Origin of the sequence: Enterovibrio norvegicus (assembly GCF_002876705.1) — a bacterium.
In the GTDB taxonomy this organism is placed as follows: Bacteria; Pseudomonadota; Gammaproteobacteria; order Enterobacterales; family Vibrionaceae; genus Enterovibrio; species Enterovibrio norvegicus_B.
On record NZ_MDAG01000057.1, the window covers coordinates 338334 to 360383 of the forward strand.

Sequence of the window (22050 nt, forward strand, 5' to 3'; positions counted from 1 at the left end):
GGCAGCGAATAGTGATTTGCCCTAGTATTTTTCTCTTATTCGCCAAGCTGTAGGAAGCAGAACATGAGTAAAAGTTGGGATGATATGGCTGCAGAATGGGATTCCAATGCAGCGGTTATCGCCTATTCGGAAAAAGTAGCCAGTGCGTTGGCGAACGTTGTGGCAATCAAAGGAAGTAAGATCCTCGATTTTGGGTGTGGTACCGGTTTGTTGACAGAAAAGCTGTCGCCGAAAGTGACTTCAATCACTGCCATTGACCCCTCTGTGGAAATGATCAATGCCTTGAAAGCAAAAGATTTGCCGAACGTGAGCACTGTGATCGGTGTCGTTGATGAAATATTTGTTCGAGAATACAAACAAGCGGGTCAACGTTTTGATGTGATCGTGGCTTCATCATCGCTTGCGTTTGTGCCGGATTATCAAGAAACCATCGCGTTGTTAGCCATGCTGTTGGTGGATGGTGGTTTGCTGGTGCAATGGGATTGGGAAAAGAGCGAGAGTTCAGGCGCCGGTTTCACCGTGAGTGAAATTGAAGAGGCGTACACGAACGCGGGCTTGAACGTCATTTCGACCTCCATTCCATTCAACATGGGGGACATGCGGGTGTTGATGGGGGTCGGTCAGCGCACTGCATAAACAAAAAAACCGCCGATAAGGGCGGTTTTTTTTATGTCTTTTCGTCTGTTGTTTCGATGAATTATGCCGCTTGTGGGCCTTCTTCTAACGTCGCACGGTTGCCGTTCCAGCTGAGCGCGAGACCAAGTGCAACGGAAGCTGCAGCGCCCATCATTACCGCAGAGACTGTCAACAAACCACTAACGGCTAGCGCTGATACAATGCCACTCGCAACAAAACAGATCATGGTTTGTAGGAAGTTCAATAGACCTGCAGCGGTTGCGCTACAGTGTTTGAAATCTTCCAACGCTTTGTTCACCACGATGGGGTAAATCGCACCGTTCGCCACTGCCAAGAAACAGAATGGGATCAATACTGGCATGATGGTAGTGACATCAGACTGCCAAGACACCACGAAAATGGCCGATACGCTCGCGATAAACAAACCCACATACCAAGGAAGAAGCACTGAACCATCGTACTTGTTCAACAATGCACGGCAGCTGTAGCCACCCACAATGAACGCGATAGTTTGTGGTACATAGCTCATACCAATGTCAGCACCGCTATAACCCATTTCTGTCATCACGAACGGTGAGCCTGTTAGCCATGCAAAGAACGCCGCTGAACAACCAGCGAAGATAAGCATGTTGCCAACAAACTTACGTGAACTCACGATGTGCTTGTAGTCGCTAACCAGTTTCGCGCCCATTTTTTCGTTCGTATCTATGGCGGGTGCGCTTTCTTCTTGGCGAAGCGTGGTAACAACCAACAACACACCTAAACCCACCAACGCGATAAAAATACTGCGCCAGCCGAAGTGAGATTCCAGTGCCGCACCCGCAAGTGGTGCTAAAGCCGGTGACAGTGCAACCAACGGCATGACAGTTGCGAAAACACGTTGAGATGTTTTGCTGTCATAGCGATCTATCACGATGGCTTGCCAAATCACAGACGCACTGCATGCACCTAACGCTTGTACAAAGCGTGCAGCAAGAAACACTTCAATGCTGTCGGATAGGAAACACGCCACGGTCGCGACCGTGAACAGTGCCATACCGCCGACCAGCACTTTAATGCGGCCAATGCGGTCAGACAACGGACCGTAAACCACTTGACCTAACGCCATGCCCAATAGGAACACAGTCAAAGATAGGCCGATCATGGATTGCGTCGTACCCATTTCAAGACGGATGTTTTCAAAAGCGGGTAGGTACATATCGGTTGCAAGGAAGCCAAGCATGCTCAAGCCTGCAAACCACACCATTGTTGTCATAGGAACAGAATTTTTCATTTTACGTTGTCCGTTCGTTTATCAATGTCGTGGAGTGTATCCGCCACGAAAAACTCTGTGAAACGGTAAAATTTCTCCATTGCTTTCAAAAAATTTGATTTGATGGCTAAGTGTGGCCAATATAAGAGAATATTTGCTCGTTGAGTGGCAGGTACACCAATGAAAAAGGGCGTCTTCACATATGTTTTCTTATCCTGATCTTCAAGTTATTGATGCTGTCGCACGACGCGGCAGTTTCTCGGCTGCGGCTGAAGAGCTTCACAAAGTTCCAAGCGCGGTGAGCTACACGGTTCGCCAAATGGAACAAAAACTTGCTGTGAATTTATTTGAACGCTTGCATCGCTCGGTGAAATTAACGCCTGCAGGGGTATTCTTCGTCGAAGAGGCTCGCGGCTTGATGAAACAAATGGATGAAATCCGCATACAAACACAACGTGTCGCAAACGGTTGGACACGCAGTGTGTCGCTTGCTTTAGATAACGTCGTGCGAGAAGACCGTGTCGATTCATTGGTTCGTGATTTTTACGATGCCTTTCCTGACGTTGAATTGCTGCTGACGATGGAAGTGTTTAACGGCGTATGGGATGCATTGGCTTATGACCGCGCAGACATTGCTATCGGTGCAACAGCAGCGGTACCTGTCAGTGGGAACCTCAGCTATCGTGACATGGGCATTTTGACGTGGCGATTCGTGGTGTCGAAAAATCACCCATTGGCCAGCGAGCAAGAGCCGATTCGTCACGAACAATTATTGAGCTATCCCGCCATTTGTTTGGAAGACACCTCGCGCATCTTGCCGAAGCGTGCCACTTGGTTGCTCGATAACCAGCGACGTTTAACGGTGCCAAATTGGCACAGCGCCATTCAGTGTTTTCGCAGCGGGTTAGGGATTGGTGCAATGCCATCTCACATGGCAGAACCGTATTTAAAAAGCGGCGAGTTGATAGAGAAAACCTTGGTTGAGCCACCAAGCAAAAGCCCGTGTTGTATTGCTTGGCGAACCGACAAAGAAAACCCCGCCGTGAATTGGATATTGGATTACTTAGGCGATGCAGAAAAAGCGCACAGAGAGTGGTTGGAGTGACAAAACAGAAAGCGGTGTCATTGTTCGAAGTTATCGACTGTCGTACGTTCTCTGTCTCAGAAAGATCGCACAGGCATGACAATGAAGCACTTACACTGTAGGTGTTTCTCATCGATGTATCGGTGATGAATGCAACGATGACACACTGCCAGAAGGATCTTGGTGAGATGATAGATGTGAGTAATATTGTCGATACTACAAGCTACCAAATCGACGATGAGCAATTTTACGCTGAATGCAAACGCACGCTTGATGAACACGGTGTGTTGGTGCTTAGGGACTTTCTGCGCCCTGAAGCGATTTCGTCTATCCAAAGAGAGGGTGAAGAGAATCAACACCTTGCTTTTTACTCGGAAAAACAACACAACATCTACCTCACCCCGCTTGATGATGAGTTTGCAGAAGATCACCCGCGTAATCGTTTAGTGTCTTCGTCCAAAGGCTGCATCACGACCGACCAAATTCCGCAAGTTTCTCATCTACATTCGCTCTATGAAGACGAAAGATTCCAACGCTTCCTGTGCAATGTGCTCGGAGAGCAAGCGCTTTATCCTTATGATGATCCGCTTTCGTCTGTCAACTTGCACTATGCAAACGAAGGGCAGGAGCTTGGTTGGCACTTCGATAATTCATCCTTTGCTATCACCTTAATGATTCAATCGCCGGAAGGTGGTGGCGCGTTTGAATACGTGAAAGACGTGCGCGATGCTGACAAGGGTGAAATGAATTTTGAACGGTCTGGGCAAATCCTTGATGGGATGGTGGAGACGAAAACCTTGGCCATGGATGCGGGTGCGTTGGTGTTGTTTCGAGGAAGGAATGCCATGCACCGTGTGACACCGGTTGTTGGTGACATAACACGTATGCTGGTGGTGCTGGCCTACAACACCGAGAAGGGTATTTCACTTTCCGAGTCGGCAAGAATGACCTTTTACGGAAGGTTGGGTTGATTCGCCCTTGCATTGTTCTTCCGCGCCGTTTCACATGACCTGCCGTTGAAAAGAAAAAAGCAGCCCAATAAAGCTGCAAAATGTTGGACTCGATGCCGCATGTGAACGTAGTGCTGCTCTGCGGTTCTTGTTATAGCGTTCGCTTATCCGATTCCTCCCAATGAAGATACCGTTGAAATAAAGCTCTTCGCGCCTAAAAAGATGGTGATCAGGCTAATCAGAATACCAAACGCGAGCGATACTTTACTGTTCACGTATTCGCGCATAAATTTCGCCTGACTGGTTATCATCACCAGCAAGATGACAGCAATGGGCAAGATAATTCCGTTCAATACCTGTGCGGAGATAATGACGAAAATAGGGTTCAATCCCGTAGCGGAAATGAAAATACCAAAAATCAAAATAGACAGATTGGTAAAGAAAAAACGCTTATCCGATTTGTCGTATTTCCAACCAAATAACCCCGCTAAGACATAAGATGCACCCAGCGGTGTGACGATTGCAGAGGACAAGCCTGCGGCAATCAATCCCACGCTCAGAAACGGACTCGCAAAATCGCCGAGTACGGGTTCGAGTGCTTTCGCCATAGACGCAATGCTTTCAACTGATGTGCCTTTGATGACGGTTCCTGCCGTGATCATGACGGCGGCCGTGATAAAGCCCCCAACCGTGATCGCCACGATGATATCGAGTTTGGACAATTCCAACTGATCAGTACTGGTGAACGCTTTTTTTGCATTGATGGCATGAACAAAGAAGTTGTAGGGCACAATGGTTGTGCCAATCAAACCAAGAACCAAAAACATGCCACCGTCAGGAATTGAAGGGATTAATCCCGTGGCAACGTCCGACCAATTTGGCCCGACGGCAAACACCGCAATAAGAAAAACCACTGCCATGATGGCCACTAAGACCATGAGTAATTTTTCAATTAATTCAAACGGTCCAAAATTGATCAGTACCAGAATAGTAATACCGACAAGGGGCCCGAGAATTTGTGTCGATACACCCGTGAGGGTGGAAAGGCCTGCCGCCGAACCTGTTAAATCGCCCCCCATATAGGCAATACAACCCAGCGGGATCGCTATACCCACGAGGCCTCTGGCGAGGTGTTTGAGTGCATTGTTTTCAAAGGTTTTAGAGATGGCTTCAGACAAGCCTTGTCGTGTGACTACCCCTAACCTTGCAGCCATTTCTTGTAGAACGATCGTGGCGACAATGGCAAAGAGAATGGTCCAAAGTAAGCTGTAGCCAAAGTCTGCGCCTGTTCGTGTGGCGGTTGTGATGGTGCCTGGGCCGATAAAAGACCCCGTGATCACGACTGCAGGTCCAATCGCTTTAACCTTGTCAATAAATGTGTATTTCGTAGCAGATGATGTGGTGTGTGACGTCGACATATAATCCCTCCTTGGGCGTACTGCATATGTTCTCGCTAGAACGTGTTGTCGCTTTTAGTAAGCGGAACCTTCTGGGTTATTGAGATCGTGCTTTTCGGTGCCTGAAAGAGGGGGGTTGAAGACACTGACCAAAATGAGGTCTTCTGACTGGCCTCCGCGCAAAAAATGAGGGTCATGTTGGTCTAATACATAGATATCACCTGTTTTGATGGCATACACATTGCCATTCATGTCTTCTACCTCGCCATTTCCCGCAATGCAGTAGCACGCTTCAAGATGGTTTCGATAGTGCAACTTAGATTCTGTGCCCGCGCGAACCACGGTGTGGCAGACGGTAAAACCGACGCCGTCTTGTTGGGTCAAGAGTCGATGACTCGTCCCGTTGCCCCAGTTCACAAATCGGTCTGTCGATTCAACGTCATTGAGTGATCGAATAAACATGGCATCTCCAAGTGTTAGAAAATTTACAAAAGAGAAACGCTCAAGCGCTTTGCCGCTATCGTCGAGAATGCGACACGCTTGAATGTATGAGGCTGCTAACCTTGAAGAAGATGATGAATTGAAGCGTGATGCTGAACAATTGATCTAATTTCAACCAACTTGTTAGATTTTCTTACAATGAAATTACCGCCGTTATCTGCAATAAAAGCGTTTGAAGCCACAGCGAGGCACCTCTCTTTTTCGAGGGCTGCGGAAGAATTGTTTGTCACGCACGCTGCGGTCAGCCATCAAATAAAGAACCTTGAAGAGTGGGTGGGTACAAAATTGTTTATCCGAGAGGGAAGAGGAATACGACTCTCACGATCGGGGGAATTGTTGTACCGGAAAGTATCGCCGGCACTCTTTGATATCGCAGATGCGTGTCGCACAGTGAAAACGCTCGTGAGCAAAGAATCGCTCACGGTGGGATGTATACCGTCCATTGCTAACCGTTGGCTTGTACCCAACCTGAATACTTTCACGTCTTCTCACCCCGATCTCGATGTGAAGATTGTCTATGCGACGGTGGATGACACCTTAGGCGATGATGAGCTGGATGTGTTGATCACCACAGGGCAAGAAAAAGGTCCCCATGTTGTGTCTAAATGGCTGTTCTCGCGCGCGAACAAACCCGTATGCAGCAACACTTTTCTTCAACAACACGGACCGTTAAACGCGCCTGAGCAAATATTAACGGTGCCGCTTATCCATGATGAAAATCGCAAAGGTTGGCAAGAGTGGTTTGAAGCCGCAAGTGTGCCTTGGACAGCCACCGACAGTTGGCCACTCTTTCAGGATTTCAACTTACTAGCCACTGCCGTGATCGCCGGCCATGGTGTCGCGCTGTGCCCTGTCGAAGTGTTCCGGCTAGAGATTGAACGTGGTGACTTGATTGTGTTATCGGATATTTCCACGCAGAACGATACAGGGTATTACGCTAGCTATCGCGAGAACACCAGTGACGTGGCCGTTCAGTTTGTGGAATGGTTTGCGCAGTTTGTTGCTGAGCACTGAGAATCGTTACCGTCTGCGAATGGCGATTCTGGCAAGACGATAAAATCATTGCGAGAGGGTTCGATAGAATGCGTCGATCTAGTTTGTATGCCTTGATGTCGGGGAACTATTGGGCATTGACCTGAATGATGCGCACAACGTACGCTGACGCATAAGGTTAGAAACAGAATGCTGGTAAGGAACAACGCATGGATCTGCTTTCACTATTACTTTTTGTGCCCGCATGTTTTGCATTGAACATGACGCCAGGGCCAAACAATCTACTCGCGATGAATAATGCGCGTTGCTATGGCTTTCGCGCTTCAATGATTGGCAGCTTAGGGCGAATTCTGGCTTTTTCTGCAATGATTACCCTGACGGCTTCTGGCCTCGCCGTGATCTTGTATGCCTCTGAAACGGTTTTCTTCGCCATTAAACTGTTTGGTGCGCTCTATCTTTTCTGGATTGCGTTTCAACTGTGGCGCTCAACCAGCATTCCTGTGACCGATTCTGAACGTCATAAACCGGTAAAAGCGCTGTTCAAGCAAGAGTTGGCTTTGGCCGCTGGAAATCCAAAAGCAATCTTGATATTCACGGCATTTTTACCGCAATTTGTTGATACTTCTGCAAGCGTGAATACGCAGTTTTTCGTTCTCGGCGTGACGTTTTTGGGCCTAGAAATCGCGGCCATTGCGATTTATGCCGTGTTTGGCATTTACCTCAGGCAGTGGTTTGAACAGCCTAAAATGGCACGATGGTTTAACCGTGGTTGCGCATTTGTTTTAGGGCTTTCCGGTGGGAATTTGCTGTTGATGAATCGACAGTCATGATTGTTGTTGAGAGTAAAAAGCCATCCGTTCGGATGGCTTTTTCGTTTCTGGTTTTTGTTTCTGTTTTTTTGTTTTTGGATCGTGGCTATCGACTATTTCGCCGACAAGTCTTTATACGCCGCAGGCACGTTCAAACCAGGGTGAACCCAATCACGCAGGGCGTAACCTGTAAACTCAGGCAGTTGCACTTTCGCCACGGTTTCTTGGAGTGTTAATCCGTCATCGATAGCCGTTTGTACTTGTGTTTTTACCGCTTCAAGGTAATCAATGTGCCATTGAATATCGTCAGGCGTCATGGGTGAACCATGGCCTGGAATAACGGTGGCATCATCAGGCAAGAAAGCGCGAACTTCTTGCAACGACTCAAGCGTTTCCAGCAAATGGCCGCCAAGCAACCAAGGTAGAGAAGGCTTCACGGCCACAATTGGGTTACCTGTCCACATGGTTTTTGATTCAGGTTCCCAGATGAACAGATCACCACCGGTTTGAGCGAAACCAAAATCCATGATTTCGACCATCTTGCCACCTAGATCGAGGGTGATTTTGCCGCCGTCACCGACAAGAATGTCCGCGTCTGTTGGCAAGACTTCTTCGATACCACGATTTTTACCAAAGTTCTGCATCATGAACTGCGTATCGTGTTCAAAATGCTCGTCGATGTAATCTTGTGTTTCTTGGTGTTGAATGATTTTTGTCTCTTTCGGCAAATACATGTTGCCGTAGGAGTGGTCACCATGAGAACTGGTGTTGACCGCATAAATGATGGGCTTGTTTGCTTCCGCTTTTACCATGCCTTGGACTTGCATGTTCAAACGTTTGTTCAGCATGGTATCGATGATTAACACGCCTTTATCGCCCACGATGAAACCGCCGCTGGTCGCAACAGGTAGGCCTTTGCTTTCGAGTTCTTTTGCGTCAGAAGGGTAGTAAGCATAAACGCCGTCATCCAGCTTTTCTGAAATCAGCTGTACTTTGTTTGCATCCCACACTGGTTCGTTGGCTGTCGCCGTTGCTGCACCAAAAGCGGTGGTGGCGAGGAGAGCTGCAGTGATGATGTTTCTTTTCATTATTTTATCCGTCCCTTTTGTTTACTTCCTGAACATTCCTTGAAAGTATAAGAATGCGTAAACGGAGAATAAACTCGAGTTTTGTTAATTAGCTGTTCTTCAATAGAGAACAATCGAGGGAAGGAATCGAAGGGATAATGGATAAGTTCACGAACATGGAAACCTTTGTACGCGTGGTGGAGTTTGGCAGCATTAGTGGGGCGGCTGACCACATGGAGATCGCAAAGTCAGCGGTTAGTCGACGCCTGAAAGAACTCGAGAATTATCTTAACGTGCAGCTTTTTCATCGCACGACACGTTCTATGCATCCCACGGATACGGGTAAATCCTATTACGCTTACTGTCTGCGTATTCTTGAAGATTTACGGGAAGCCGAACAAGCAACGTCGCAGGCGCATTGCGTATTGCGAGGTTCACTGAAAGTAGCGATGCCTTCGACCTTTGGCGTGATGCACATGAGTGCGGCGATTAATGACTTTTTGCTTGAGCACCCACACATTGCGTTCGAATTGGATTTTAATGACAGGCAAGTAGACCTGATTCAAGAAGGGTATGATCTCGCGATCCGCATTGCCGATTTACCGGATTCTACGTTGCTTGCTCGTCGAATCGCCTCGGTAAAACATGTTATTTGTGCTAGTCCGTCCTACCTTGAGAAACACGGAACGCCAACGTGTATTGACGAGCTATCAACGCACCAATGCTTGAGCTACAGTTTGAGCAAAGACACTCAACATTGGCGTGTTCAAACGGCGGAGGGTGTTCAAAAGAAGGTGAAAATTAACACCGTCATAAAGGCGAGCAGTGGTGAATATTTGGTCTCTGCGGCGGTGGCTGGCTTAGGCATTACGCATTTACCTACCTTCGTGGTGTCGGACGCAATAAAACGAGGGGAGCTTGTTCCTATTATGGATGGTTGTGGGTTTAACGCACTGAATGCCTATGCCGTGTATCCGCAGACCCGTCATCTTTCTCGTCGCGTACGTACCTTTATCGATTTTCTTGCCGATAGATTTTCGGGCACGCCCTATTGGGATGAGGAATAACACAACGGACATAAATGTTCTTGTCCGTCTGTGTTTATACCCACAGAGGGAATCGTGTGTCCGTTTCGCCTTATGGCGTATAAGACAAATCGGGCTCGACGTGAATGTGAATGGTATCGCTGTAACGCCCGCCCGCTTTTCTTTCCGTGTTACCAATAATGATTTGGATCGGGAGCGGTGTGCCTTCGGTCGAGACGTTGCTTCGCCATTCACTGCTTCCGCCGTCTAAGGCAATCTGTTCACTCGCAATTCGCATCATGTAATCTAAATCCCATTTCGGGTTTTGAGATTGGTGACGCAGTTTTCCATTGAATTGGGACGCCGCAGAGAGGGTATAAGGGGCGGTACTTTCCACCCAGAGACGCGGTGCATAGTTGATGATCTTGTTCGTTTTTAGCGAGCCGAGATCGAGGTTGTAATGGCGCTGAGTGAGCCCATAGAATTGTATTCTTGCACTCGGCACGACCTTGGTGGCAATGCGTAATTCCGATTGGTCTTGCTCCATCACGCTGTTTTCTTGATACAAGGTCGCTTTAAGCATCCCACTGTATTCGGCGGCTTCTAGCCATTGGTTGTTAGGAAAACGAAGCTCAAACACAGTACTTTGCTGATGGCTATCAAGCGTGATGCGCCATTTCCCCGCTTCTAATCGTCCTGCCTGAGCGTAATATTCGAAGCGCATTTCCCTATGATTGTTGCTCTTCAATGCACTAGCAGCGTCATTCACTTCAATCACAACGTCAAGTGAACAACCTTCTGGGATGTTGGTGGTCAGTTCATACTGTTTTTTGAGCGGGTAACTGGCGGAAGAGAACACATCGTAAGTATTGGCACTGAGTACCGGTTTGAGATTGAGTATCGAGGCGGTGCATTCCTCGGCAATAGACGCGGGAAGGTAAAGCGCCAACATGCCTGCCAGCATTGTTTTAATCCACATACAGTTCTCCTAAGCGAACAAAAGTGTCATCAACACTGTCGATGGATAGGGTCAGTGTTTGTTCCGCGTTGGTTTTCAATACAAGTTTGTAGTTACCCGGCCGCAGGCCTGAGATGGCAAAACGGCCTTGGCGATTGGTGAAAAAATCTAGCGGGGCAATGTTTTCATCATCGAGGTAGTAAGCGATTCCTGCCACCAACGCGATGGGTGAAGCGGTGCGCCTGTTGATCAACGTACCCATTGCAGTAATGACGGCATCTGAGCCTATGTTGAGGGCATAGCCTTGCCGATAGCCGGGATACAACGCGAAGCCACCTTCACCAAGGTCATAACCTGGCGGCAGATTATCAACGTGATAGCTGATGATTTGATCACTGTATGTCGCGAGATCGGACACCAGAACATGGCTGCTTCCTTCAAGGAATACCCGCGCAAATTTCTCGTCTTCCGCGGGGTCAACTGCGACGCGATTCTCTGACAACGTCGAGTGTTTACTGACCACCGCAAAGGCTTCGCCAATTTCTCGTCCAATGGCGAAAGTCGTGCCTGAAAATGCGATGGCACTGGAGATCTCAACGCGTGTGTTGTGCGTGCGGACATCTTGGTTAATGTCGCTGTAACGTGTGGCATGGTCAATGCTGGCTTGATAGCGATTGCCCGTGTAATCGATCGACGCATTGAGATTTGCATCCGTTGATTCCTGGGTTTCAACTGAGGCGAATGCGGATATACCGCCTGTGTTTCCTACTGCATCTTGGTAGCTGACATCTAACCCTGCATAGCGGTTCTCAGATTGGAGCCGGTTGACAACACGCGTCTTTCTGCCAAGCGGCCAACTTAACGTGAGTGTGCCAGAGAGTTCGTCATCACCGTTATCGAAACGCTGGTAGTCAACGCGTGTGCTCCACGTGGCGTCAGTGTCAAAAATAGGGCCTGAAACGCTGGGGCTTGCAGACCAGTAGTTATCATTGTCTCGGTGGCCTTTGCTGAAGTTGGCGGAAAATGAACCACGGTAAACCGAACTCAATTGAAAGGCGGCAAACACGGACCAAAAGTGCTGCACGCTGTTCAAAGGTTCTTGGTTTGTAGAGGCATCTCGTACTGTGTCTACATCGTCGGTGCCAGCAAAGTTGGGGCTAAGTTGGTCGTAGAGGATGCTGAATTGGTTAAGCCACGTGTGGCTTTCAGGAATATCAGCATCAAAGGCAAAACGAAAGGCATTGCCTGAACCAAAAGAGGGGTGTTCGCTTTGGCTGGCATGAAGTTCTGTTACGCCTAGTGATGTGGCGAAGAGAACATTTCCGCCATATTGATACACATCGTCGAGCTGTTGGCCGTTAACACCCACCGTTAGCCAAGGCGCAGCACCGAACTCCACGTTACCCATGATCAGGCGCTTGTCCGTATCGTAACGGAGTCTGTCGCTGTCAAATACGCGTGGCGCGCCGAGCATGAGGGAATATTCAAATTCCCCTGTGTTTAACAATTCACTGCCCGTTGCAACGGAGAAGTCGATTTCCTCTTTCTGACCGCTCGCATCCGTGATGATGAGCGAGATATTGTTTAGCCCTTGCGCAATAGGGATATCGTTTAGGTTATACGTCCCGGCGTTTAAGGTGAATCGCTGCACAATGGCGCCATCAATGACCACATCAACACTGGACGTGCGGGTGAGCGTGAAAGATTGCGCAGCGGTGGGCCTGACATTCTTGGTAGAGATCAGAGAAAAATCACGGGTTAACCCAATGCCAGCGATGTCGGCGCTGCTTTGAAACAAGGTGCCATTGTTGAACATGTCACCCAACACTAAGCGTGAGCCGGCGTCAGGAAAGTCGAGATTCAAGCGCGTGCCTTCGCGCAGGTAATGTGTTCCCAACCCATCAATATCGTCGTACGTGGATTCATATTCCAATGAAAGACGACGGTAGTTCAGTGCGGATTCAAAACGGTGATTCTGGTTGTGCTGTCGGTCGGTGTCATCATCAACGGATTGGTTTAGCGAATTCGACAATGTCACGTTGAGAAATCCGCTAAACAGCGACGGGGAAATGTAATCGGTGTAAGCCGACACCCGGCCCATGGAGAGTTGTTGAGTCAGCATTTTGTCATTGGGAATACTGATCACGCACTCAAGAGTGGAAAACTCAAACGTCAGACCCAACCCCATGCGTTCAAAATTCAGCTGCGATAAGTACTCGCCCTCGGCGTCTGCAGACAGTGCATCGAGAACATCTTCATCCACCAAGGTTTTGAGGACGTCTAAAGTCGCGAGTTTGGGCAGTAAAATGTCGTCTTTCGCGGTAATGGTGATATCGGTTTCACCAATCACACTGTCACTGATTCGAAGTAACGAGGTCAGCGTAATGTCGCGCCCTGTTGGGTTGATTTTCTGTTCGGCAAAGGCAACGCTGCTTTGTGCTAGCAAAAGCAGGAACAAAGCATAAAGGGCAATAAACCGTGTTTTCCTCATTGGGCTTCGCTTTCGTATTCCCCAGTGTGAAGGGATGCAGGCGCTGGAAAAGTAAAGGAACTGAATGGCGGTAAAAAACGCTCTCCAAACACCTGTTCGGGTGCATCAATACTTGGGTGCGTATCGTGCAAAAACTGAAGGCGACTCAAGAAGGTGTAGCGGTTACCACGATTGGATACCGTCGCCTCACCATTTGGATCAACGCTCAAAGAGACTTCGGCACGCTGGGATGGGGAAGAGAGGTGAACTAACGCGTTGTAGTGAATTTCAATGGCGACGCCGGAAGGGGCGTCAGCCATGTCATTCTCAAGTGGAGGCTGTGTAAAACGCACAAAAAAACTCTGTGACGCGGGTAAGGTGTTACCGCCTAACCATTGCAACCGAAACACTTGGATACCGCCAGCAGGCAGCACGGCCGCGGGAGGAAAGATCATCAAGCCTACGTCGTCAGCGTCTTGCGTGTCATACCCACCATTAGCATCAAACACCAACTGACGCAGTGATGCTTCAATGGGAATGCTGTGGGTGTTGTGATTTTCCAGACGAATTTGGGCCGTGCTGCGGGTTGAGGCTGACATTTCTAATACAGTAGGAGAAATGGTTAGCCCGTAAGAAGCACGAACAGAAACAAGCGATACAGCGATAACCCACAGCCAATGGAGCGCTGTTCGGCTAATGGGCAGGGCTGAGGCTGATCGTCGTATTGCGTGCATTAAAACCCGTAACTGGCTTCATGGCGAAAATTCGAGAAGAGTGAGGAAGCACCAGTGTGGCGTCGATATAGCTACCAATGTCACTACCTTTTATGGTGTGCGTCTGCCCGCCATTTTTAAGCGTCCATTTCATCTCGTTCAGTCGGCCATAGCTGTCACCCGAGTTTTTCACCGTGACGGACCAATGCTGCTTGCCAGAAGAAAGGCCCGTCACCGCAAGGTTGGGATCAGCGTTTTCTGGCTTTACATTCATCAAGGTGTCAAACCGCATCAACAAACCTACGTCTAGGTCTTGCTCATTGTTTCGTAGAACATTTTGTTGGCGAACAGAAATGCGATAAGCCTGTGATTGCGTAATGTCGGGCGCACCCAAATAGCGAATGGTGACGGACTGCGATTTACCGGGTGCGATAACGGCAGTGACGGGAATCACCAATAAATCGTTATCCGCGGGTGTAAGGGTTTCCTCACCGCGTTTATTCATGCTGAGTTTGAGTGGCACCATTTCGACAGTGAGAGGGAAATCGTTGGTGTTATTGATGCGCATCGATAATTGCGCACGTCTGCCTGTTGGGGTCATCTCCGCAATCATGGGTTGAACCTGATAAGCGTAAGACGGAACAATGACCATCATTCCCAGCAGCAGAGAAATACGAGTTATTGCTGCCTGTATAGACGAAATTACCTGTATAGACGAAATTACCTGCATAGACGAAAACTCCTTGCCAATAAAAACGGGAGGCAGAAGCCTCCCATGATTTTTTACTGCTGGGCAATCGTGATGGTTAATGTATCGGAGTAATCACCTGCGTAGGTTGCTGCACCTGTAACGGCAATATCAAGTGCGGCGGTTTCGCCAGTAGCGAGAAGGGATGAGCCCGAATACGCACCCACTGACGACTTGGACGCGGAAGTGTCGAGCGTAAGGTCTGCTAACGTCGCCATATTCAGTGTGGCTGTGTAGTGCACCACGTCAGTTGATGAATTACTTTTCATGCCTTCATTCGTGCTTGTGAGGGTCACATTTGCGCCGGAAGAATAATTACATTGTACGGTGAGGCCAGGGATCGATGTGCTAAGCGTTGCACCTGAATTTAGAATACCTGCTTGATAATTTACAGGGCCTAATCCTGATACTTGGCAGATGGGATCTACGTTACCTTGAATAGCGATTGAAACGGGATCAGCCGAAACAGATGCAGCGAAGAATGCAGAAGCGGCGATTGAATAGATGCCTAGTTTTTTCATGATAATGTCTTCCTTCAATGGGTTGTACACTATTTTTCAGTTTGTCATTTATGCCGTTGGGAGATAATGCACTTTTAAGGCGTATACGTTTACGATGAAAGTGCTTTTTTATACGGCGATGATTTAAAAACTTCCATTTATCGATGGTGAAACATCGATGGTTATTACATCTTTGTATTCTCCAGAGAATACAAAGTCTTGCTGTTTCTCTATTTTTATCTCTCCTCTTGTTTTGAATGGTATGTTATTGTTTTCAGTTATTCTTTTGATTGACGACAACTCTTTACTATTAAACGTTTTATTCATTCCTACACTTGAAATACTCAGGCTTAATAAATATGGGTTTGTTGTTTTATAGAAACCATTATTTAATGCCAGCCCACCATGTTTTGACCATATCGATAATGTAAGTGTTTGATTGCAATCAAGAGTGAATGGAATGCTGTCACTGCGTTGGTTTGAAATGTCAACCAGTTGGTTGGAATTGATTTCAATTAAACAGCGTGAATCAATCTCTCCAAACATTGTCATGGACAAAGAGTCTGTGGCGTTGGTGTGTGACGATATTATTAAAAACAATATACATGGCGCACATTTGCTTTTGATGATTATTTCCAAATCAAACTGCCTATTGGATAGTTTTTCATCATGTGTGTAAGAAATTTATAATAGATACGCCAGAGTGAGTTTGCAGATTAAATTAGAACTAAATAAGAGGGATGATACTTATTTGGCTCAAAAGTATGGAGGGGTTGGTCATTATTTAATATTTGACTATTTATTTCTTTATTTTGAAACGAAACGAAATGATTATGACCAATTTTTCATGCAGGGTGTCTTGTGAGAATGCATGGATGCATTAAATTAGCTTTATATTTGTTTGGGTTTTTCATAGTGATTGCTTTGTTGAGTTGAGCGGCTCCCCATAAAATGCCCATTTTGATGGTCATTTATTGTTTGTTAAAGTTTACACGTTATATTTTTTCGTTGGGGTGTATTTCTTTAGACCGACTAAAAATCAAAGAAGCCACTCTTTAAACTTATCTCGAATGATGTTTCTTGGAAGCCAAACGTTCATATTTCGATGCACTGTATCAGTGCGTGATGTGATCAGTTGCCGTTTTAGGCAACGAAAATGCGCCGCAATGTGGCATTTTTCTGTTTCACTTTTGGTACTTCACATTATTTTCACTGATAACCGTTTAACTTTGCATTGTCGTACTTTTTTCAATGCGTAATCTGCACAGCGAACGGAAACTCACTGAATAAACAACACGGTATGAAACGAAGAGTGACAACATGAAAGTAATGCTAGAAAACAAGAAAAACATAGTGGCGATTGCCGTAGTACTGGCTTGCTTTGTCTTTATTGGCAGTCTGCTGCCTGAAGAGTTGACGCTGCAACGCTGGGTTGCGGCGTTTTTCGCAGCGAATGCGCTGGTGGCGATGGCATTGACCTTTGTGTTGTCTACGCGGCTTGAGATCCTCGAAACAATCTTTAGGGGGCTAGATCGCGTCTATAAAGCGCACCGCTGGGCGGGCATGTGGTCCGTGTTCTCCATCTTTATGCATTGGTGGTTAGTACCACAATCGGAAGCGCCACGCGATGACTCGAGCTTGATGGAAATAGGCTCAGATACTGGAGAGTGGGCGACATGGTTGCTGCTTGGGCTGGTGGTCATCAGTTTTATGCGTGTCTTGCCTTACCATTTATGGAAATGGAGCCATCGCTTGATGGGCTTGGTGTTTTTCGTGTCTGTCTTCCATTACTTGTTTGCCGTGCGTCCTTTCCAGTTGTTCTCTCCTGCGGGCATCGCCATGAATATTACTTCCATTGTGGGCTTGCTCGCATGGTGGTATTACGCATTTGGTAAATCAACCAGCAAACACCATCTCGCCAAAGTGCAGAATGTGAAGAAAGAAAACGGCGTGGTGAGCTTTGAAGCCAAACCCCTTCAAGGCAGACCAACCTGGAATGCCGGGCAGTTTGCGTTCATCTCGGTGCTTCATCATGAAAAGATCGCCAAAGAACCGCATCCGTTTACGATTGCGAGCAGCCAACATCAAGGTGTTGCGCGTTTTTCTGTTGCTGGGCTTGGGGATTACACCAAAACCTTGTATGACCATTTAAGCAATGGTGACATGGTGCGTTTGGACATGCCTTATGGTCGATTCAAGCTGAACCGCTCGTCGTCACCGCAAGTTTGGATGGGTTCAGGGATCGGCATCACGCCTTTTGTTGCTTGGCTTCAAGAGCTTAATTACACCGGCGCGTTAACATCAAAACCGTGTCCGAATGTGGTGCTGTATTACTTGGTGAAAAATGCAGAGGCTGCGATTTTTGCCGAGGAGCTGCAACAGCTCACTGAAAACTTGCCGTCTGTGACATTGAAGATTGTCTATTCGGAAGAAGGGCGCATCACGCCGGAACGTATCGCGGATGATTTGAACGGCAATGTCGACAATGCCGAACTGTATTTCTGCGGAAACCCTGAGGTGAGAAAAGCGATGCAAGAAGGCTTGGAGTCTCTTGGTATGCCGAAAAACAATACGCACTATGAACTGTTTGATTTCCGTGGCGCGATATAAGGTTTAACTCTGATCGAAACAGAAAAGAAAAGCACAATCCCGAACAGGGATTGTGCTTTTTTATACGCGGTGTTGAAGGCTATCAGCCTGAGTAGAAGAACTCAAAGTCATTGGCGTTGATGTCTTCTGCATTAATCCCTGTGAGCAGAACGTTCACTTGGGCTTCACTATATTGACTGTCACCCGCAGTGTATTCTCGAATGATCTGCACCAAGGTATCGTCGCCTTGTTGGGTCACGATGAAGTCATTGAAGTCGATCTCTTCGTGGTAGTAATCATCAAACGCGATTTTATCCTCACCGATCGTGAAGTCTGTGATGGTGTCAGTTTCAACATCACTGTCGTAGTTGGCACTATCGTCATCCACAACGAACGTATCTGCCCCTTCACCGCCCGTGAGCGTATCAAAGCCTTCGTCACCTTGTAATCGATCGTCGCCTGCGCCGCCCTCTAAAGTGTCATTGCCGTTACGGCCAATCAGCGTGTCATCGCCATTCCAACCCACGATATGGTTCGCGTTGTTTCTGCCCGCTAATGTAAAGTGAAATTGTTCGCCGGAAATATCATCAAGATCAACGTTTTGGAAGGTGAAAGAGGCGGTTGGTGAGAATTGCATGACAACATCATTTCCCGTTTGCTCGAGCAGTGTGTCGGCATGATAAACACCGTCCTCATCGATGTGATAGAGGCTTGAATCGTCGATAATGTGGGCAACAATGATGCTGTCTTCGTCGACATCAAAGTCAGTCACCGTATTGTTGTATTGGCTATTTTGCGTGCCATATTCTTTATAGTCTCCCGCGCTAAACGTGTCAGCGCCTGAACCGCCAGTGAGCATATTGGTGCCAATGTCTGCAATGAGCACATCGTCTCCCGCGCCGCCATCTAGCTGGTCATTGCCGCCTTCAGCATTGAGCTCATCGTTACCTTCGTTACCGAATAGCATGTCATTACCACCACCTCCTAGGAGTTGGTCATTGCCATTGCCGCCCGACACAGTATCGTTGCCTGTTTCTCCAGAAAGCGTGTCGTCACCGCCTTTGCCTTCAATGATGTCGTTACCACTGTTTCCGGAGATTGTGTTCGCGGCTTCATCACCGAGTAGCGTTTCGTTGCCACTGTTACCGCGAATGTTGTAAGAAACGAGCTCGCTTTCAAACGTGGAGGCATCGAAGTTTTTCAATACAACCTGGAAGTATTCATTAAGTGTGAATAGGGTTGATGAACCTACTTGCTCCGCGGTAATCGATGACAAGTCAAAGCCGTTTAGATCGTAAGAGTTAAAGGTGACGAATATCGTGTCTGCGCCAACGGTGAAATCTTCAATCTGCGCAATTTGGATATCAGTAGAGTTGTTGCTAGGCAAACGGAGCTTTTGTTGTAGTTCGAAAGTGTCGTTACCTTCTCCACCTACCAATATATCGTTACCCCCTGTCGAAATTATCGTGTCATCACCCGCACCGCCATCGAAGTATTCAGCGGTATTTGAACTTCCTTCTAGATAGTTGTTCGTATTGTTACCGATTTTCTTTACGTTGTTGGTGTCGTTGTGCCAGTACTGGTCAGGGTGTGCGGCAGTCGAAAAGCCCCAATAGTGATCAACATAGCTCTGCCAATCACCAAGTCGGTCTGCGTAGGTGTTTGCGCTTGTAAACGCAAAATCTGACGCACTAAGCGCATCCGCGCTTGTGTTGTTTAGGGTAATGGTTGAATCGTCTGAGAGGGTGATGCGTGTTGTGATGCCGTGCTGCTCGATGATCAGATCATCAAAACTATTCGCGAGGCCAGTATCAATGCTGATGGTGTCGACGCCTATTTCGAAATCAACAATACGGTCGTTACCGCTAGAAGGAAGCGCATTGGAGAGGGTGTCTTCATTGCGTAAAATCGAATGGCCAAAATGAAATATGTCAGCACCACTTCCGCCAATCATAAGTTGGTCATGGTCATTTCCTGACAAGTAATCGTTACCCGCGCCGCCGAAAAGACGTGTGTTATTTGCGGTTGAGCCTTCGACAAGTAAAACGTCATCTCCCGTTCCGCCTTGCATCGTGTCGTTTCGACCAAAGCTTATCAGCACATCATTACCGCTGCCGCCGCCAATTTGGTCGCTGCCATAGCCTTCAAGCCAGTCACTGCCTGCACCGCCGATGGCAATGTCTGCGGTGTGAGCATTGGCGCAAATGATGTCTTGACCACCGGCACCGACGGCAAATTCGCTGTTAGTGATCATATCGTCGCCCGCCGCGCCATACGCACTGTCATAGCCTGACCCACCATCTAGCGTGTTATTACCACGCCCGCCGGTGAGAGTATCGTTGCCTTGATCGCCATAAAGGGTATCGTTGCCGCCTTGGCCAACGAGCGTGTCGTCGCCTTCGTTGCCATAAAGCGTATCGTTACCTTCGCCACCATACAGGGTGTCGTTTCCTTCATTGGCAAGGAGGGTATCTTCGCCATCCCCGCCATTGAGCTGGTCATTGCCGCTACCACCAATGAGCTCGTCGTCGCCTTCATCGCCATTGAGGATGTCATTGCCAGCACCACCAGTGAGCTCATCATCACCTGAATTGCCATTAAGCTCGTCGTCTCCGGCATCGCCAAAAATCTTATCATTGCCATCGCCGCCAGAAAGAAAATCATCGCCACTGCCGCCATAAAGCTGGTCAATGCCATCTTCTCCATAGAGTGAGTCATTGCCTCCGTCACCGTACAAACGATCCATTCCCTCTCCACCGTATAAAGCATCATGGCCTTGTTCACCATACAGACGGTCATTGCCTTGATCGCCGTAAAGGGTATCGTTTTGCCGTCCGCCATAGAGGTAATCCACCCCTAAACTGCCGTAGAGCTCATCATCTCCGTTCTCGCCATAGAGTTTATTAAATCCATAATAAGGACCAGTGGGGGCGGTATCGGCCATGCCGTAGAGTTTGTCGTTGCCATCACCACCGTAGAGCGTATCGGAGCGCGAGCCACCATAAAGTTCGTCATCGCCGCCGTAGCCATAGAGTGTGTCGTTGTAATCTAATCCATAAATACGGTTGTCGTTTTCATCGCCATGAAGGGTGTCGTTTTCATTGGTGCCAATAATGTCTGATAAAGCACGGGTGGTTGAGGCTGCGCTAATGAGGTCGTCCTGCTGCGTTTCGGACGTTAGTGAGAGTGAATTCGGCTCTGATAGATCTTGGTCGTTGATGTTCATACCTTTCTCCAATTAATGCTTTCCGCGCGGCTTTGAGTGCGTTGTTATTGCCGACAGAAATGTTGATGTTGAAAAAAGTGGCGGATAATTGTTATGTGCCACTGTGTTCTATTAGAAGCAAAGGCGAAGATGAAAACTGTACTGGATATTAGACAGGAAAGAATTGCAGCGTTTAATTTCAAAAAACAATGCAAAGAAGGGCATAAGTAGCAGATTCTAAATAGATTAGATGCATATCGTGAGGGGTGTTCAATGTCAAAACTGGCAACTGAATAGCTCTATGGGTTTATAGGTAGCACAAGCGAGTGACGCCATCTTGAGCGGCGTGCGCAGCGGATTCACCGGAAAATACAGTGATAACATTGGATCGGAAGGAAACACGCTGTCGTATCACTCTGTTGATTCACATTTCATGGAAAAGAAAATAAATGGAAAACACCCAATTCTTAAGCCTTTTTGAAAATGATTTTCGAACGCGATTTACACTTTCAGATGAAGGGTGGACTGCCTTTATTGACAAAGGAACGCTTCGCGCGTTTTCGAAAGGAGACGTGCTATTTCACGCGGGTGATATTGCGGATAAACTTCGATTTGTCTGTTCCGGTACATTTTGTAATTACTACCTCACGCCAGATGGAACACGAAGAAACAAATCGTTTTTGCAAAGCGGCGACGTTTCAGCAAGCCTCTCTTCCTTCGTGGCATCGCGCCCGACACGATTCTCCTGCCAAGCGCTAACGGAAGGCATGTGTTTTGAAATATCAGCGTCCTGCTTAAAGCAGTTAAGCGAGAGTCACTCAGGGTGGAAAGATGCGTTTCTTGCCATGGTAACGGCGCTTGCGATGAAAAAAGAGCAGAGGGAAGCCGATTTACTTCTGCTTTCTTCCACTGAACTGTATCTTCAATTTGTCGATGCCCAACCGGATTTAGCGGCTTCATTGCCGAACTACCACATCGCTTCTTATCTTGGGATCACCGAAGTCTCGCTGTCTCGCATTCGCGCGAAACTTGGAATGCAAAACGCCTATCAACGTAAGTAGATCCCTGCGCTTTTATAGCTAAGGCCAGAGCTAATACTAGGGTTAAATGTTCATTTCACTGGCAGAAAAATTTGGCGTTTTAACATGTGTTA

Annotated in this window: 19 protein-coding genes; 8 read left to right on the top strand and 11 right to left on the bottom strand. The window is 47.7% G+C overall.

The window, feature by feature from the left end; genetic code table 11:
• Nucleotides 1–63: 63 nt before the first annotated feature.
• Complete coding sequence (locus tag BCT27_RS20905) at nucleotides 64–636, top strand: class I SAM-dependent DNA methyltransferase (RefSeq protein ID WP_102317043.1); 573 nt, start codon at nucleotides 64–66, stop codon at nucleotides 634–636.
• Between the two features lie 61 nt (nucleotides 637–697).
• Here the strand turns inward: BCT27_RS20905 and punC are convergent, their stop codons facing one another.
• Nucleotides 698–1909 (bottom strand): purine nucleoside transporter PunC, encoded by a 1212-nt coding sequence (gene punC, locus BCT27_RS20910; RefSeq protein WP_102396658.1) that lies wholly within the window; start codon nucleotides 1907–1909, stop codon nucleotides 698–700.
• Between the two features lie 181 nt (nucleotides 1910–2090).
• Here punC and punR point away from each other — a divergent pair, with 181 nt between their 5' ends.
• Together punR and BCT27_RS20925 are read left to right on the top strand one after the other, a co-directional pair.
• Nucleotides 2091–2993, top strand: coding sequence for a DNA-binding transcriptional activator PunR (gene punR, locus BCT27_RS20920; protein WP_102396660.1), 903 nt, complete (start codon nucleotides 2091–2093; stop codon nucleotides 2991–2993).
• A 167-nt stretch (nucleotides 2994–3160) separates the two neighbouring features.
• Complete coding sequence (locus BCT27_RS20925) at nucleotides 3161–3943, top strand: HalD/BesD family halogenase (protein ID WP_102396661.1); 783 nt, start codon at nucleotides 3161–3163, stop codon at nucleotides 3941–3943.
• Between the two features lie 143 nt (nucleotides 3944–4086).
• Here BCT27_RS20925 and BCT27_RS20930 read toward each other — a convergent pair whose 3' ends face one another.
• Both BCT27_RS20930 and BCT27_RS20935 read right to left on the bottom strand, forming a co-directional pair.
• A complete protein-coding gene (locus tag BCT27_RS20930; protein WP_102317038.1) occupies nucleotides 4087–5340 on the bottom strand; it encodes an Nramp family divalent metal transporter in 1254 nt (417 codons plus the stop codon).
• Nucleotides 5341–5394: 54 nt separating this feature from the next.
• The gene (locus BCT27_RS20935) at nucleotides 5395–5781 is read right to left on the bottom strand and encodes an ectoine synthase (protein WP_102317037.1); all 387 of its coding nucleotides are present in this window, start codon (nucleotides 5779–5781) and stop codon (nucleotides 5395–5397) included.
• Between the two features lie 177 nt (nucleotides 5782–5958).
• Here BCT27_RS20935 and BCT27_RS20940 point away from each other — a divergent pair, with 177 nt between their 5' ends.
• Entirely contained in the window at nucleotides 5959–6834 is an 876-nt protein-coding gene (locus BCT27_RS20940; protein WP_102317036.1) for a LysR substrate-binding domain-containing protein, read from the top strand.
• A gap of 188 nt (nucleotides 6835–7022) precedes the next feature.
• Nucleotides 7023–7643 carry a LysE family translocator gene (locus BCT27_RS20945; RefSeq protein ID WP_017013809.1) on the top strand — a complete coding sequence of 207 codons (621 nt, stop codon included), beginning with the start codon at nucleotides 7023–7025 and terminating at the stop codon, nucleotides 7641–7643.
• A gap of 92 nt (nucleotides 7644–7735) precedes the next feature.
• Here the strand turns inward: BCT27_RS20945 and BCT27_RS20950 are convergent, their stop codons facing one another.
• Nucleotides 7736–8710 carry an MBL fold metallo-hydrolase gene (locus BCT27_RS20950; RefSeq protein WP_102396662.1) on the bottom strand — a complete coding sequence of 325 codons (975 nt, stop codon included), beginning with the start codon at nucleotides 8708–8710 and terminating at the stop codon, nucleotides 7736–7738.
• A 137-nt stretch (nucleotides 8711–8847) separates the two neighbouring features.
• On the opposite strand from BCT27_RS20950, the gene BCT27_RS20955 reads away from it, so the two are divergent.
• Nucleotides 8848–9756, top strand: a complete 909-nt coding sequence (locus BCT27_RS20955; RefSeq protein ID WP_102396663.1) for a LysR family transcriptional regulator — start codon at nucleotides 8848–8850, stop codon at nucleotides 9754–9756.
• Nucleotides 9757–9826: 70 nt separating this feature from the next.
• Here the strand turns inward: BCT27_RS20955 and BCT27_RS20960 are convergent, their stop codons facing one another.
• The 6 genes from BCT27_RS20960 to BCT27_RS25430 all read right to left on the bottom strand — a co-directional run bounded on the left by BCT27_RS20960 (nucleotide 9827) and on the right by BCT27_RS25430 (nucleotide 15655).
• Nucleotides 9827–10693, bottom strand: coding sequence for a hypothetical protein (locus tag BCT27_RS20960; RefSeq protein WP_102396664.1), 867 nt, complete (start codon nucleotides 10691–10693; stop codon nucleotides 9827–9829).
• Nucleotides 10683–13163: a fimbria/pilus outer membrane usher protein gene (locus BCT27_RS20965; RefSeq protein WP_102396665.1), complete on the bottom strand. Its 2481-nt coding sequence runs from the start codon at nucleotides 13161–13163 to the stop codon at nucleotides 10683–10685. The genes BCT27_RS20960 and BCT27_RS20965 overlap by 11 nt, the downstream gene beginning before the upstream one ends.
• Complete coding sequence (locus BCT27_RS20970) at nucleotides 13160–13876, bottom strand: fimbrial biogenesis chaperone (protein ID WP_102317030.1); 717 nt, start codon at nucleotides 13874–13876, stop codon at nucleotides 13160–13162. The genes BCT27_RS20965 and BCT27_RS20970 overlap by 4 nt, the downstream gene beginning before the upstream one ends.
• Complete coding sequence (locus BCT27_RS20975; protein WP_102396666.1) at nucleotides 13836–14510, bottom strand: fimbrial biogenesis chaperone; 675 nt, start codon at nucleotides 14508–14510, stop codon at nucleotides 13836–13838. Before BCT27_RS20975 ends, BCT27_RS20970 begins: the two co-directional genes overlap by 41 nt.
• Nucleotides 14511–14638: 128 nt before the next feature.
• On the bottom strand, nucleotides 14639–15124 hold the full coding sequence (locus tag BCT27_RS20980) for a hypothetical protein (protein WP_102317029.1): 486 nt from the start codon (nucleotides 15122–15124) through the stop codon (nucleotides 14639–14641).
• A gap of 123 nt (nucleotides 15125–15247) precedes the next feature.
• Nucleotides 15248–15655 (bottom strand): hypothetical protein, encoded by a 408-nt coding sequence (locus BCT27_RS25430; RefSeq protein WP_133153389.1) that lies wholly within the window; start codon nucleotides 15653–15655, stop codon nucleotides 15248–15250.
• Between the two features lie 768 nt (nucleotides 15656–16423).
• On the opposite strand from BCT27_RS25430, the gene BCT27_RS20990 reads away from it, so the two are divergent.
• Nucleotides 16424–17713 carry a ferredoxin reductase family protein gene (locus tag BCT27_RS20990; RefSeq protein ID WP_102396667.1) on the top strand — a complete coding sequence of 430 codons (1290 nt, stop codon included), beginning with the start codon at nucleotides 16424–16426 and terminating at the stop codon, nucleotides 17711–17713.
• Between the two features lie 82 nt (nucleotides 17714–17795).
• On the opposite strand, the gene BCT27_RS20995 is transcribed toward BCT27_RS20990, so the two are convergent.
• Nucleotides 17796–20918 (bottom strand): calcium-binding protein, encoded by a 3123-nt coding sequence (locus BCT27_RS20995; protein ID WP_102396668.1) that lies wholly within the window; start codon nucleotides 20916–20918, stop codon nucleotides 17796–17798.
• A 428-nt stretch (nucleotides 20919–21346) separates the two neighbouring features.
• Between BCT27_RS20995 and BCT27_RS21000 the strand changes: the two genes are divergently transcribed.
• Nucleotides 21347–21958 (top strand): Crp/Fnr family transcriptional regulator, encoded by a 612-nt coding sequence (locus BCT27_RS21000; protein WP_102396669.1) that lies wholly within the window; start codon nucleotides 21347–21349, stop codon nucleotides 21956–21958.
• Nucleotides 21959–22050: the final 92 nt, after the last annotated feature.

What these genes read in the sequence shown, in the direction of transcription:
- BCT27_RS20905 (WP_102317043.1), top strand. Translation starts at nt 64, where the DNA reads ATGAGTAAAAGTTGGGATGATATGGCTGCAGAATGGGATTCCAATGCA.
- punC (WP_102396658.1), bottom strand. Translation starts at nt 1,909, where the DNA reads ATGAAAAATTCTGTTCCTATGACAACAATGGTGTGGTTTGCAGGCTTG.
- punR (WP_102396660.1), top strand. Translation starts at nt 2,091, where the DNA reads ATGTTTTCTTATCCTGATCTTCAAGTTATTGATGCTGTCGCACGACGC.
- BCT27_RS20925 (WP_102396661.1), top strand. Translation starts at nt 3,161, where the DNA reads ATGATAGATGTGAGTAATATTGTCGATACTACAAGCTACCAAATCGAC.
- BCT27_RS20930 (WP_102317038.1), bottom strand. Translation starts at nt 5,340, where the DNA reads ATGTCGACGTCACACACCACATCATCTGCTACGAAATACACATTTATT.
- BCT27_RS20935 (WP_102317037.1), bottom strand. Translation starts at nt 5,781, where the DNA reads ATGTTTATTCGATCACTCAATGACGTTGAATCGACAGACCGATTTGTG.
- BCT27_RS20940 (WP_102317036.1), top strand. Translation starts at nt 5,959, where the DNA reads ATGAAATTACCGCCGTTATCTGCAATAAAAGCGTTTGAAGCCACAGCG.
- BCT27_RS20945 (WP_017013809.1), top strand. Translation starts at nt 7,023, where the DNA reads ATGGATCTGCTTTCACTATTACTTTTTGTGCCCGCATGTTTTGCATTG.
- BCT27_RS20950 (WP_102396662.1), bottom strand. Translation starts at nt 8,710, where the DNA reads ATGAAAAGAAACATCATCACTGCAGCTCTCCTCGCCACCACCGCTTTT.
- BCT27_RS20955 (WP_102396663.1), top strand. Translation starts at nt 8,848, where the DNA reads ATGGATAAGTTCACGAACATGGAAACCTTTGTACGCGTGGTGGAGTTT.
- BCT27_RS20960 (WP_102396664.1), bottom strand. Translation starts at nt 10,693, where the DNA reads ATGTGGATTAAAACAATGCTGGCAGGCATGTTGGCGCTTTACCTTCCC.
- BCT27_RS20965 (WP_102396665.1), bottom strand. Translation starts at nt 13,163, where the DNA reads ATGAGGAAAACACGGTTTATTGCCCTTTATGCTTTGTTCCTGCTTTTG.
- BCT27_RS20970 (WP_102317030.1), bottom strand. Translation starts at nt 13,876, where the DNA reads ATGCACGCAATACGACGATCAGCCTCAGCCCTGCCCATTAGCCGAACA.
- BCT27_RS20975 (WP_102396666.1), bottom strand. Translation starts at nt 14,510, where the DNA reads ATGATGGTCATTGTTCCGTCTTACGCTTATCAGGTTCAACCCATGATT.
- BCT27_RS20980 (WP_102317029.1), bottom strand. Translation starts at nt 15,124, where the DNA reads ATGAAAAAACTAGGCATCTATTCAATCGCCGCTTCTGCATTCTTCGCT.
- BCT27_RS25430 (WP_133153389.1), bottom strand. Translation starts at nt 15,655, where the DNA reads ATGACAATGTTTGGAGAGATTGATTCACGCTGTTTAATTGAAATCAAT.
- BCT27_RS20990 (WP_102396667.1), top strand. Translation starts at nt 16,424, where the DNA reads ATGAAAGTAATGCTAGAAAACAAGAAAAACATAGTGGCGATTGCCGTA.
- BCT27_RS20995 (WP_102396668.1), bottom strand. Translation starts at nt 20,918, where the DNA reads ATGAACATCAACGACCAAGATCTATCAGAGCCGAATTCACTCTCACTA.
- BCT27_RS21000 (WP_102396669.1), top strand. Translation starts at nt 21,347, where the DNA reads ATGGAAAACACCCAATTCTTAAGCCTTTTTGAAAATGATTTTCGAACG.